This window comes from Massilia sp. Leaf139 (assembly GCF_001424165.1).
Taxonomy (GTDB): Bacteria; Pseudomonadota; Gammaproteobacteria; order Burkholderiales; family Burkholderiaceae_D; genus Telluria.
On the sequence record NZ_LMOJ01000002.1, the window covers coordinates 87,395 to 99,708 of the forward strand.

Genomic DNA, 12,314 nt, shown 5'->3' on the forward strand with positions numbered 1-12,314 from the left:
GGCAGTCCGTGCAAAAACGCGGATTTTACCACCGTAGCGCCCCCGGGGCCTTGTTGCGGGCACAGCGAAACGGGCCTGCGCGGCCGTTTTCGGCAAGCGGCCCGATGTTATACTCCTATTAAACATGACATCTCGAGCATCTATGAAACTCATCGGTTCGAACACCAGCCCCTATGTGCGCAAAGTCCGCGTCGTGATGGCGGAAAAGAAGCTCGACTACGCATTCGAGCTCGACAACGTGTGGAGCGCCGAGACCCAGGTGCACCAGTCCAACCCGCTGGGCAAGGTGCCCTGCCTGGTGATGGAAGACGGCAATGCCCTCTACGATTCGCGCGTGATTGCCGAATACCTGGATACCCTCACGCCCGTCTGCAAGCTGCTGCCCGCCAACGGCAACGGCCGCGACCGTGCGGATGTCAAAGTGTGGGAAGCGCTGGCCGACGGCGTGCTCGACGCGGCCGTGCTGGTGCGCCTGGAAAAGACGCTGCGCCCGCCAGAGCAGCAAAGCCCGCAGTGGATCGAGCGCCAGATGGGCAAGGTGCATGCGGGTTTGGCCGTCATGTCCGACAAACTCGGCGAGCAGCCGTTCTGCATGGGCAAGGCCTATACGCTGGCCGACGTCGCCGTCGGCTGCGCGCTCGGCTGGTTGTCCTTCCGTTTCCCCGGCATCGCCTGGCGTGACGACTATCCGAACCTGGCCAAGTTGTTCGACAAGCTCAGCGAGCGGCCCTCGTTCCGCGACACGGCGCCGTTCGAAGCATGAGCGGCGTGAACCTTACCGCCACCACCATCGTCTTCGGCGAAGCCCTGGTCGACGACTTCGCCACCGAGCAAGTCGTCGGCGGCGCGCCCTTCAACGTCGCGCGCCACCTGGCCGCCTTCATGGCGCCGCAACTGATGATCACGCGCGTCGGCAAGGATCATAACGGCGAGACCATCGCGGCCGAGTTCGAGCGCTTCGCCATGTCGCAGGCCGGCCTGCAGCGCGACAGCATCGAGGAAACCGGCCGCGTCATCGTCGAGCGCGGCGCCCACGGCCACCGCTTCGTCATCGTGCCGAACCAGGCCTACGACTACATCGCACGCGAGGACGCGCTGGCCGCCGCCAAGGCGGTCGACGCCGGCGCCTTGTATTTCGGCACGCTGGCCCAGCGCGCCGAGCGTTCGCGCGGCACCCTGAAGGCGCTGCTCTCAGCGACGTCCGGCCTGCGCTTCCTCGACGTGAACATGCGCGATGGCCAGGTCGACGAACGCACCGTGTCCGACTCGCTGCACGCGGCCGACATCGCCAAGGTCAACGAAGACGAGCTGCAGGCGCTGTTCGGCTGGTACTTCCAGCTCGGCCCGAACGACCCGCCGATGGCGGCCGACGAAACCCGTTCGGCCTGCGCCGCGCTGCTGCAGATGTTCGGGCTGCAGGCGCTGATCGTCACGCTCGGGCATCGCGGCTCGGTGTATTTCGGCGCCGGCGGCGTCACGATCGACACCCGCGACACGCCCCCGCCGGCCTTTGTCATCGACACGGTCGGGGCGGGGGATGCCTTCTCCGCGATCTTCCTGCTCGGCCGCGCCCGCGGCTGGCCGCTCGAATCGACGCTCGCACGCGCCAACGAATTCGCCGGCGCGATCTGCGCGATTCCCGGCGCCGTCCCGCGCGATCTGGGCTTCTACGATCAGTGGATGACGCGCTGGCGTTGAGGATTTTCATGCTGGCGTCGGTGTAACGTACCGGGTCTCGCTACGCACGGATGCGCACCGTACGGGGTCATTGTGGCCAATGGCCACAATGACGGGTTCACCGGGCACCCCGTGCCCACGCGTTACGCACGTATGATTGATTCGCCGGCGATGACATATCGCTCGCAAGACATGCCCGTGCCGCGATCGGTCACTTGCATGCGCTGCGGAGCGACACGCTCCCGTCAACAATGTCGGACACGCCCGTAACGCGTGGGCACGGGGTGCCCACCCTACGTTACGCAACCGCCGCGGGTGCTATCAAAACCCGAACCCTTGCCCGGCCCCCATCAGCGTCGCCATCCCCAGCCCCATGAAGATCACCGCCGCGATCCCGTGCACCAGCGCCAGCGGCACCTTGTTCGCGATGCGCTCGCCGAACAGCACGGCCGGCACATTCGCGATCATCATGCCCAGCGTGGTGCCTGCCACCACGGCGGCGATCTCGGTATAGCGCGCGGCCAGGGCCACGGTGGCGACCTGGGTCTTGTCGCCCATCTCGGCGACAAAGAAGGCGAGCAGCGTCGTCATGAAGACGCCGAACTTGGCGAACGAGGCTTCGGTCTCGTCGATCTGGTCGGGGATCATCGCCCAGATCGCCATGCCGAGGAAGGAGAGGCCCAGCACCCAGCGCATTACGGAAGGGCCGAGCAGTTCGCTCACCAGGGCGCCGACGGCGGCGGCAAAGGCGTGGTTGAGCAGGGTGGCGATGAAGATGCCGAGGATGATCGGCAGCGGGCGGCGAAAACGGGCGGCCAGCAGGAAGGCGAGGAGCTGCGTCTTGTCGCCGATTTCAGCGAGGGCGACGATGCCGGTTGCGACAAGAAAGGCATCCATGGGAGCAGCGGATAAATACGTGATCAAGGCAGAGCGCGCATCATAGCAGAGCCGGCCTCGGCGCAGCGTCACTCAGCGTCACTCAGTGTCACTCAGTGTCAATACAGGCGTAAGGGCGCGCTTTCGCGGCCGCGGCGCGCATGCTATTCTTCTCGCGCCTCCGCTCTGCCATTCACCATCAAGCACATGACCAGCTCCCTCCTGCGCGCCACCGCCTGCGCCATTCTCGGCCTGCACGGCGCCACCGCCTTTGCCTTCGACCCGCTCAGCTATGCCAATGTGGAACAGGTCAAAACGCGCGCCCTGCACCTCGACCTGAAAGCCGATTTCAAGAAGAAGACGCTGGCCGGCCACGCCGAACTGACGCTCGACTGGCTCGACAAGGACGCGCGCCGCCTCGTGCTCGACACGCGCGAACTGGCCATCTCGAAGATCGAAGCCCAGGACGCGCGCGGCCGCTGGACGCCGGTGCACTACACGCTGGCCCCGTTCGACAAGGAGAAGGGCCAGGCCCTGCGCATCGACCTGGCGGCGCAGGCGCCGAAGGTGCGCATCCACTACCGCACCGCGCCCACCGCCAGTGCCCTGCAATGGCTGACGCCCGCGCAGACCCTGTCGGGCAAGCGTCCCTTCATGTTCAGCCAGTCGCAGTCGATCAACGCCCGTTCCTGGGCGCCGGTGCAGGACACGCCCGCGGTGCGCTTCACCTACACGGCCCGCATCGACGCGCCGGAAGGCCTGCGCGTCGTGATGAGCGCCGATAACGACCCCAAGGCGACGGGGAAGGGAGGCTGGAAGTTCAGCATGCCGCAGCCGATTCCTTCGTACCTGCTGGCGATCGGCATCGGCGAACTGGAGGCACGTACGCTGGGCGGACGCACCGGCGTCTACGCCGAACCGAAACGGATCGAGGCCGCCGCCTACGAACTGGCCGACACCGAGAAGATGGTCGCCGCCGCCGAATCGCTCTACGGCCCGTATCGCTGGGGACGCTACGACATGCTGGTGCTGCCGCCTTCGTTCCCGATCGGCGGCATGGAAAATCCGCGCCTGACCTTCCTGACGCCGACCATGATCGCGGGCGACCGCAGCCTGGTCGACCTGATCGCCCACGAACTGGCGCACAGCTGGTCGGGCAACCTGGTTACCAACGCCTCGTGGAAGCACTGGTGGCTGAACGAAGGTTTTACGACCTACGTGACGACGCGCATCCTCGAAAAGCTGTATGGCGAAGAAGTCGCCACCATGAACCTGCAGCTCGAGCAGGAAGAGGCGATCGCCTCGCTGGCGGAGATCTCGAAAGAGAAGCAGGCGCTGCTCACGCGCGACCCGGATACCTCGTCCGCCACCTACACCAGCGAAGACCTGGCCTACCCGAAGGGCGCCTGGCTGCTGCGCACCCTGGAGCAGCGCGCCGGCCGCGCCGTGTTCGATCCCTTCCTGCGCGGCTGGTTCGACGGCCATGCCTTCCAGAGCGTGACGACCGAACAGTTCGTCGCCTACCTGCGCACCAATCTGCTGGCGAAGCACCCGCAGGTGATGAGCGAGGCCGAACTCGACGAGTGGCTGTACGGCCCCGGCATTCCGGCCGGCGCCAAGTACGCAAGCTCGCAGCGCCTGGTGGCGCTCGATGCGACGACCGCCGCCTGGCTGAAGGGCACGCTGCCGACCGCGCAGCTCGACACCAAAGGCTGGAGCGCGCTCGAGTGGATGAAGTTTTTGAACGACATCGACAACAAGGCCGACGCCGCCCGATTAAAAGAGCTCGACGCCGCCTTCGGCCTGGCCAAGACCGGCAACAACGAAGTCGCCTTCCGCTTCTACCGCGCGGCCGTGCACGCCGGCTACCGCGCCGTGCGCCCGCAGCTGCAGGCTTTCCTGATGAGCGTCGGCCGCCAGAAGTTCGTGGTGCCGCTGTATGCGGCGCTGCGCGCGAATGCGGAGGATCGTGCCTGGGCCGAAAACGTCTACAAAACCGCGCGCGAGCGCTATCACCCGGAAACGCAGGGTAGCGTCGACCGCGCGCTGACGAAATAAGCAGAAAAGTAAGCAGATGAGCCAAGGGCCGGGAGACGGCCCGTTTAACAAGGACTAGAAGAGTGCAACCCATGAACCGCATTGCAGCCGCGATCCTGATCGCGTTTTCCGCCCTCGGCGCCCACGCCATCGCGCAGACGACCGCAGCGCCGGCGGCGTCGGCCGTCGCCCCGGCCTACGACCTCGAACAGGACGTCACCCGCGTGATGAAAGCCTTCGACGTGCCCGGCATTGCGATCGCCGTCGTCAAGGATGGACAAGTCATCGCCGCGCGCGGCTTCGGCGTCCGCAAGCTCGGCGAGCCGGCCAAGGTCGACGGCCAGACCCTGTTCGAGATCGCCTCCAACTCGAAAGCGTTTACGGCCGCCGCGCTGGCGATGCTGGTCGACGAGGGCAAGCTGAAATGGGACGACCCGGTGGTCAAACACCTGCCGGACTTCCAGATGTACGACGCCTACGTGACGCGCGAAATGACGGTGCGCGACCTGCTGACCCACCGCAGCGGCCTGGGCCTCGGGGCGGGCGATTTGCTGTGGTGGCCGACGACGAACTTCAGCACCGACGAGATCATCGAGCGCCTGCGCTATGTAAAACCGGCGACCAGCTTCCGCAACAGCTATGCCTACGACAACCTGCTGTATATCGTGGCCGGCAAGATCATCGCCCGGAAGTCCGGTAAAACCTGGGGCGACACGGTGCGCGAGCGCATCCTGAAGCCCGTCGGCATGAATACGACCACCACCAGCCTGGCCGAAAACGCCGGCAACCCGAACGCCTCCAACGCGCACAGCAAGATCAACGACAAGATCGCCGCCGTGAAGTCCATGCCGGTCGATAACGCGGTCGGTGCGGTCGGCATCAATACCAATGCCGAGGACATCGCCAAGTGGATGAAGGTGCTGCTCGACGGCGGCCGTATCCAGGGTGCCAAGGGCGCGGACGGCAAGGAGCTGCGCCTGTGGAGCGAGGCGCAGTCGCGCGAGATGTGGACGGCGCAGACGCCGATGAAGATCAGCCAGCCGAAAGGCCCGCTGGCGGCGGCGCGTCCGAACTTCTACGCCTACGGCCTGGGCTTCCAGCTGCGCGACTACAAGGGCCAGCTGGTCGCCATGCACGGCGGCGCGCTGCAGGGCTTCTATTCGCGCGTGCTGCTGGTGCCGGAATCGAAGCTGGGCGTGGCCATCCTCACCAATGCGGAAAGCGGCGGCTCCCTGAATGCCCTGCAATACCGCCTGCTCGACCAGTACATGACGGGCAGTGCGCCGACCGACTGGATCAAGCTGATCGCCGACGACGAAGACCGCAGGCACAGCGAGGAACTGGCGCGCCTGAAGAAGACCTCGACCACGCGCGTCGCTGCCTCGAAGCCCTCGCTGGCGCTGGCGTCCTACGAAGGCCAGTACACCGATCCGTGGTATGGCGCCATGACCATCAAGCGCGAGGGCAAGAAGATGATCCTGTCGTTTACGCGCACGCCGGATCTCACCGGCGAGATGGAGCACTTCCAGCACGACACCTTCATCGTGCGCTGGAAGGAGCGTAACTTCAACGCCGACGCCTACGTCACCTTCGCGCTGGATCACGAAGGCGCTATCGAGCATGTGAAGATGAAGGCGGTGTCGACCGAGACCGACTTCAGCTACGACTTCCACGATTTGCTGTTCACGCCGGTGAAACCGGCGAAGGCGAAGCTGTAAAACAGAACGGGGCCGCGGCCCCGTTTTTTTTACCTCTGTGCCGGCGTGCGTCGAACACGTGGGCACGGGGACCCACCCTACACGGCTCTACGTCGCCGTCAAGCCGTGTAGGGTGGGCGCCCCGAGCCCACGCGGTTTGCGGAGTCAACCGGCCATCATTGCTTCACGAACTTCAAGGTCATCCGGTCGCTCTCGCCGATCGCCATGTACTTCTCGCGATCCTTGTCCTTGTTGGCCAGCACCGGCGGCAGCGTCCACACGCCCTTCTCATGATTTGCCGTGTCCTTCGGATTGGCGTTCACTTCCGATTTGCCGGCCAGCTTGAAGCCCGCGCTCTCGGCCATCTTGATGACATAAGCCTCGTGCATATAGCCGCTCGAGGCCTTTTCGTCCTGCTGCATCGCAGCCGGCAGGCGGTGCTCGACCACGCCCAGCACGCCGCCCGGCTTCAAGACCTTGTGGATCTCTTTAAACGTCGTCTGCAGTGCTGCCTCGCCATTGCCGACCCAGTTGTGCAGGTTGCGGAAGGTGAGCACCATGTCTGCGCTGCCCGCCGGGGCGATCTCGTAACGGCTCGGCGGCTCGAACACGGCGGTGACGGCCTTGCCGTACAGGGCCGGATTGGCGTCGAGCTTGGCGCGCAAGGCTTGCGCGCCCTTTTTCTCGGGCGCCTGGCCGGCGGCGATGTACTTGCCCTTGTCGCGCAGGTAGGGCGCCAGGATCTCGGTGTACCAGCCGCCGCCCGGCACCAGTTCGACCACCGTCATGGTCGGCTTGATGCCGAAGAAGGTCAGGGTTTCGTAAGGATGGCGGGCGCCGTCGCGGGCGGCGTTGGTGGCGCGGTGTTCGCCGGCGATGACGGCTTTCAGGGCGTCGTCGGCCTGCACGGCGCCGGCGGCGCTCGCGGCCAGCAGGGCGGCCAGGATCAGTCGTTTCATGGGTCGGTGTCTCCGTAGGGGTTATGGGCCGGTGGCCGCGGTGGCCGTTGCCGCGCCGATGATCGAACAAGCAACCCGGCCAGTCAAGCGAAACCGGTGCATATGCACTGTCCGGCGGGTGTCCGGGCGGACAGGCGGACACCTGGTGGACAACGTACGTACGCCCAAAAACCGCATACCACAGCCAGTTCGCAGCCACTTTGCGACTGGTATAAAGATTGCCTATTCAAAATCATTGGTTGCTGCTAATGTTTAACGGTTTGCCATTCAGGTAATGCGCGATGGCACCACGAGTTCACCACATACATATGCGGCTGCGCCGCCCCCGAAGAAGCGGAATTCAGGAGACAGCATGGAACGTCGTACTTTCCTCAACATCAGCACGCTGGCCTTTGGCTCGATGCTCATTCCCGTCGCCGGCCGTGCGATCGCGGCCGAAGAACTGCTCAGCCCCATGGCCGTCGCCGCCAAGAAGGCCCTGGCCGACACCGCGCTGAACGCCGCCACCAAGGCCGGCGCTTCCTACTGCGACGTGCGCATCGGGCGCTATCTGAACCAGTTCGTTACCACCCGTGACCTGAACGTCGAGAACGTCGTCAATACCGAATCGGCCGGCGTCGGCGTGCGCGTGATCTGCAACGGCGCCTATGGCTTTGCCGCCACCTCGGACATGACCCCGGACGGCATCGCCGGCGCGGCGCGCCAGGCAGTGGCCATCGCCAAGGCCAACGCCAAGCTGCAGACCGAGCCGGTGCGTCTTGCACCGGTCAAGGGCGTGGGCGAGGTGAGCTGGGCGACGCCGTACAAGAAAGACTGGCGCGCGGTGCCGATCAAGGAAAAGGCCGAGCTGCTGATCGCGGCGAACAAGGCCGGCATGGACAGCGGCGCCAACTTCATGCAGTCGATGCTGTTCCAAGTGAACCAGCAGAAGTATTTCGCGTCGACCGACGGCTCCTACATCGACCAGGATCTGCACCGCCTGTGGGCGCCGTTCAGCGCCACCGCGGTCGACAAGGCCAGCGGCAAGTTCCGTTCGAGGCAAGGCCTGGGTGCGCCGGTCGGCATGGGCTACGAATACCTGGACGCGCGTCCGGAGCACAAGGTCAAGGCCGCCGGCGGCGTCGCCACGCTCTACACGAATTCGTACGACATGATCGAGGACGCGCGCGCCGCCGGCCGCGACGCCAAGCGTAAGCTCACCGCGAAATCGGTCACCCCGGGCAAGTACGACCTGATGCTCTCGCCGGAACACCTGTTCCTGACCATCCATGAATCGGTCGGCCACCCGACGGAACTCGACCGCGTGCTCGGCTACGAAGCCAACTACGCCGGCACCAGCTTCGCCACCCTCGACAAGTGGGAAACCAAGAAATTCAAGTACGGCTCCGAGATCGTCAACCTGTACGCCGACAAGACCACCCCTGGTTCGCTGGGCGCCGTCGCCTACGACGACGAAGGCGTGCGCTGCAAGCAGTGGGACATCATCAAGGACGGCATCCTGGTCAACTACCAGGCCACGCGCGACCAGGCCCACATCATCGGCGAGAAGGAATCGCACGGCTGCTCGTATGCGGACTCGTGGAGCAACGTCCAGTTCCAGCGCATGCCGAACGTGTCGCTGGCGGCCGGTAAAAAGAAGATGAGCCCGGACGACATGGTCAAGGGCATCAAGAAGGGCATCTACATCGTCGGCGACGGTTCGTTCTCGATCGACCAGCAGCGCTACAACTTCCAGTTCGGCGGCCAGCTGTTCTACGAAATCAAGGACGGCAAGATCGGGCAAATGCTGGAAGACGTCGCCTACCAGGCCAACACCCAGGAATTCTGGACGGCCTGCGCCGGCATCTGCGACGAGCGCGACTGGCGCATGGGCGGCTCCTTCTTCGACGGCAAGGGCCAGCCGCCGCAGATCAGCATCGTCTCGCACGGTTCCTCGACCGCGCGTTTCAACGGCATCAACGTGATCAACACCGCCCGCAAGATCGGCTAAGGAAGACCATGACCATCCTGACCCAGGAACAAACCAAACGCATCTGCGACCGCGTGCTGTCGCTCTCGAAGGCCGACGAATGCATCGTCAGCATCGGTGGTGAACGCAACGGCAACATCCGCTTCGCGCGCAATGCCGTCTCGACCGCCGGCCTGACCGACGACACCACGCTCACCGTGCGCGTCGCCTTCGGCAAGCGCCAGGGCACGGCCACCATCAACGAGTTCGACGACAAATCGCTGGAAAAGGCCGTGCGCCGCGCCGAAGACCTGGCGCGCCTGGCCCCGGAAAATCCGGAGTTCATGCCGACCGTTTCGAAGCAGCAGTACAAGGCCTCGAACACCTTCGTCCAAAAGACCGCCGACATCGACCCCGAGATCCGCGCCCAGGCCGCCGCCTACGCGATCGAGGCCTGCCGCAAGAAGGGCCTGGTCAGCGCCGGCTTCCTGACCGACACCACCTCCTTCCAGACGGTGGCCAATTCGAACGGCGTGTTCGGCCACCAGGCTTCGACCTCGCTCGACTTCACCTGCACCATCCGCACCGAAGACGGCCGCGGTTCGGGCTGGGTGCGCCGCTCGGCGCGCGACCTGGCGCGCTTCGACCCGCGTGAAGCGGCCGATGTCGCCATCGAAAAGGCGCTGCGTTCGGTCGATGCCAAGGCGCTGGAGCCGGGCCGCTATACCGTCATCCTGGAACCGGCCGCCACCAGCGACCTGATGAACTTCATGATGAACGGTTTCAATGCGCGCAACACCGACGAGGGCCGCAGCTTCCTGTCGAAGAAGGGTGGCCTGAACCGCGTCGGCGACAAGCTGTTCGACCAGCAGGTCAACATCTGGTCGGATCCCTGGGATCCGCTGGTGCCGGTGCTGCCATGGGATCAGAACATGCTGCCGCGCGAGCGCCAGCAGTGGATCAAGGACGGCCGCGTGGCCGACCTCGAGTACTCGCTGTACTGGGCCAAGCAGAAGAACAAGCGCGCCATCGGCAGCGCCGGCAACTACATCATGGGCGGCAGCGACAAGAGCCTCGACGAGCTGATCGCCAACACCAAGAAGGGCGTGCTGGTCACCCGTACCTGGTACATCCGCATGGTCGACCCGCAATCGGTGGCGCTGACCGGCCTGACCCGCGACGGCACCTTCTATGTCGAGAACGGCAAGGTCAAGCACCCCATTAAAAACTTCCGCTTCAACGAGAGCCCGGTCTCGATGCTCAACAACATCGAGGAAATCGGCAAGTCGGTGGTGCTCGGCGGCGACGAAGGCCCGAACCCGATGGTGGTGCCGGCGATGAAGGTACGCGACTTCAATTTCACCTCGCTGTCGGACGCGGTTTGATGATTGTGCGGTGGACGGCGGCGCCGTCCACCGTACGCGGAAACGCCGCGTGACGATCGACACCGCGGCAACGGAGACACAATGGAACGACGTACCTTCTTAAAAATCGGCGCCGGCACGGCGGGCGCCATGGTGGTGCCGGTGTTCGGCAACGCGATCGCGGCCGAAGACCTGCTCAGCCCCATGGCGCTGAGCTTCAAGAAATCGCTGGCCGACGCCGCCCTGAACGCGGCCACCAAGGCCGGCGCGTCCTACTGCGACGTGCGTATCGGCCGCTACCTGAACCAGTTCATCACGACGCGCGACCTGAACGTCGAGAACATCACGAATACCGAATCGACCGGCGTGGGCGTGCGCGTCATCGCCGGCGGCGCCTACGGCTTCGCCGCCACCAACAGCATGAACCCGGACGCCGTGGCCGCCGCCGCGCGCCAGGCCGTGGCGATTGCGAAAGCCAACGCCAAGCTGCAGCTGGAACCCGTGCAGCTGGCGCCGGTGAAGGGCGTGGGCGAAGTCGCCTGGGCCACGCCGATCAAGAAGGACTGGCGCGCGGTGCCGGTGAAAGACAAGGCCGAGATGCTGATCGCCGCTAACAAGGCCGGCCTGGAAGCGGGCGCCAGCTTCATGACGGCGAACCTTTTCCAGATCAACCAGCAAAAATATTTTGCCTCGACCGACGGCTCCTACATCGACCAGGACATCCACCGTCTGTGGGCGCCGATCAACGCGACTGCCGTCGACAAGAACACGGGCAAGTTCCGCTCACGCGCCGGCCTCGGTTCGCCGGTCAGCATGGGCTACGAATACTTCGACGTGGCAGGCGGCGGCAAGGTGCGCGCCGCCGGCGGCGTCACCACGCTGTACACGAAATCCTACGACGTCGTGGAAGACGCGCGCCTGGCCGGCAAGCAGGCGCGCGAGAAGCTGTCGGCGAAATCCGTCGAGCCGGGCAAGTACGACCTGGTGCTGGCGCCGGAACACCTGTTCTTGACCATCCACGAAGCCGTCGGCCACCCGACGGAGCTCGACCGCGTGCTCGGCTACGAAGCCAACTACGCCGGCACCAGCTTCGCCACGCTCGACAAATGGCAGAGCAAGAACTTCAAGTTCGGCTCGGAGCGCGTGAACTTCATCGCCGACCGCACCAGCCCGGGTTCGCTCGGCCTGATCGGCTACGACGACGAAGGCGTGCGCGCCAAGGAGTGGAACATCATCAAGGACGGCGTCCTGGTGAACTACCAGGCCACGCGCGACCAGGCCCACATCATCGGCGAGAAGGAATCGCACGGCTGCTCGTACGCCGATTCGTGGAGCAGCGTGCAGTTCCAGCGCATGCCGAACGTCTCGCTCGCAGCGGGCAAGGCGCGCCTGACGCCTGACGAGATGGTCAAGGACGTCAAGAAGGGCATCTATATCGTCGGCCGCGGTTCCTACTCGATCGATCAGCAGCGCTACAACTTCCAGTTCGGCGGCACGCTGTTCTACGAGATCAAGAACGGCAAGATCACCAATCCGCTGGAAGACGTCGCTTACCAGTCGAACACCCAGGAATTCTGGAATGCCTGCAGCGCCATCTGCGACGAGCGCGATTGGCGCATGGGCGGCTCCTTCTTCGACGGCAAGGGCCAGCCAAGCCAGGTCAGCGCGGTCTCGCATGGTTCGAGCACGACGCGCTTCAACGGCATCAACGTGATTAACACTGCCCGCAAGATCGCTTAAGGGATAGACAGGAAAA

9 protein-coding genes are annotated in these 12,314 nt (G+C 64.8%); 7 read left to right on the top strand and 2 right to left on the bottom strand.

What is annotated here, in order from left to right; genetic code table 11:
• Positions 1-142: 142 nt before the first annotated feature.
• The gene (locus ASF77_RS06855) at positions 143-763 is read left to right on the top strand and encodes a glutathione S-transferase C-terminal domain-containing protein (RefSeq protein ID WP_056336694.1); all 621 of its coding nucleotides are present in this window, start codon (positions 143-145) and stop codon (positions 761-763) included.
• On the top strand, positions 760-1,698 hold the full coding sequence (locus tag ASF77_RS06860) for a PfkB family carbohydrate kinase (protein WP_056336696.1): 939 nt from the start codon (positions 760-762) through the stop codon (positions 1,696-1,698). Before ASF77_RS06855 ends, ASF77_RS06860 begins: the two co-directional genes overlap by 4 nt.
• 300 nt (positions 1,699-1,998) lie before the next feature.
• Here the strand turns inward: ASF77_RS06860 and ASF77_RS06865 are convergent, their stop codons facing one another.
• A complete protein-coding gene (locus ASF77_RS06865) occupies positions 1,999-2,574 on the bottom strand; it encodes a TMEM165/GDT1 family protein (protein ID WP_056336699.1) in 576 nt (191 codons plus the stop codon).
• A 186-nt stretch (positions 2,575-2,760) separates the two neighbouring features.
• On the opposite strand from ASF77_RS06865, the gene ASF77_RS06870 reads away from it, so the two are divergent.
• Complete coding sequence (locus ASF77_RS06870; protein ID WP_056336702.1) at positions 2,761-4,611, top strand: M1 family metallopeptidase; 1,851 nt, start codon at positions 2,761-2,763, stop codon at positions 4,609-4,611.
• 71 nt (positions 4,612-4,682) lie between these two features.
• The gene (locus ASF77_RS06875) at positions 4,683-6,308 is read left to right on the top strand and encodes a serine hydrolase (protein WP_056336705.1); all 1,626 of its coding nucleotides are present in this window, start codon (positions 4,683-4,685) and stop codon (positions 6,306-6,308) included.
• 155 nt (positions 6,309-6,463) lie between these two features.
• Here ASF77_RS06875 and ASF77_RS06880 read toward each other — a convergent pair whose 3' ends face one another.
• Positions 6,464-7,246: a class I SAM-dependent methyltransferase gene (locus ASF77_RS06880; RefSeq protein WP_056336709.1), complete on the bottom strand. Its 783-nt coding sequence runs from the start codon at positions 7,244-7,246 to the stop codon at positions 6,464-6,466.
• A 352-nt stretch (positions 7,247-7,598) separates the two neighbouring features.
• Here ASF77_RS06880 and ASF77_RS06885 point away from each other — a divergent pair, with 352 nt between their 5' ends.
• From ASF77_RS06885 to ASF77_RS06895, 3 genes are all read left to right on the top strand, one after another.
• Positions 7,599-9,236 carry a TldD/PmbA family protein gene (locus ASF77_RS06885; RefSeq protein WP_056336712.1) on the top strand — a complete coding sequence of 546 codons (1,638 nt, stop codon included), beginning with the start codon at positions 7,599-7,601 and terminating at the stop codon, positions 9,234-9,236.
• Positions 9,237-9,244: 8 nt separating this feature from the next.
• Positions 9,245-10,579 carry a TldD/PmbA family protein gene (locus ASF77_RS06890; RefSeq protein WP_056336715.1) on the top strand — a complete coding sequence of 445 codons (1,335 nt, stop codon included), beginning with the start codon at positions 9,245-9,247 and terminating at the stop codon, positions 10,577-10,579.
• Positions 10,580-10,660: 81 nt separating this feature from the next.
• On the top strand, positions 10,661-12,298 hold the full coding sequence (locus ASF77_RS06895; RefSeq protein ID WP_056336718.1) for a TldD/PmbA family protein: 1,638 nt from the start codon (positions 10,661-10,663) through the stop codon (positions 12,296-12,298).
• The last annotated feature ends 16 nt before the right edge of the window (positions 12,299-12,314 follow it).

Bases quoted from the DNA above. Each gene is read 5' to 3' on its own strand.
- ASF77_RS06855 (WP_056336694.1), top strand. From the start codon at position 143: ATGAAACTCATCGGTTCGAACACCAGCCCCTATGTGCGCAAAGTCCGC.
- ASF77_RS06860 (WP_056336696.1), top strand. From the start codon at position 760: ATGAGCGGCGTGAACCTTACCGCCACCACCATCGTCTTCGGCGAAGCC.
- ASF77_RS06865 (WP_056336699.1), bottom strand. From the start codon at position 2,574: ATGGATGCCTTTCTTGTCGCAACCGGCATCGTCGCCCTCGCTGAAATC.
- ASF77_RS06870 (WP_056336702.1), top strand. From the start codon at position 2,761: ATGACCAGCTCCCTCCTGCGCGCCACCGCCTGCGCCATTCTCGGCCTG.
- ASF77_RS06875 (WP_056336705.1), top strand. From the start codon at position 4,683: ATGAACCGCATTGCAGCCGCGATCCTGATCGCGTTTTCCGCCCTCGGC.
- ASF77_RS06880 (WP_056336709.1), bottom strand. From the start codon at position 7,246: ATGAAACGACTGATCCTGGCCGCCCTGCTGGCCGCGAGCGCCGCCGGC.
- ASF77_RS06885 (WP_056336712.1), top strand. From the start codon at position 7,599: ATGGAACGTCGTACTTTCCTCAACATCAGCACGCTGGCCTTTGGCTCG.
- ASF77_RS06890 (WP_056336715.1), top strand. From the start codon at position 9,245: ATGACCATCCTGACCCAGGAACAAACCAAACGCATCTGCGACCGCGTG.
- ASF77_RS06895 (WP_056336718.1), top strand. From the start codon at position 10,661: ATGGAACGACGTACCTTCTTAAAAATCGGCGCCGGCACGGCGGGCGCC.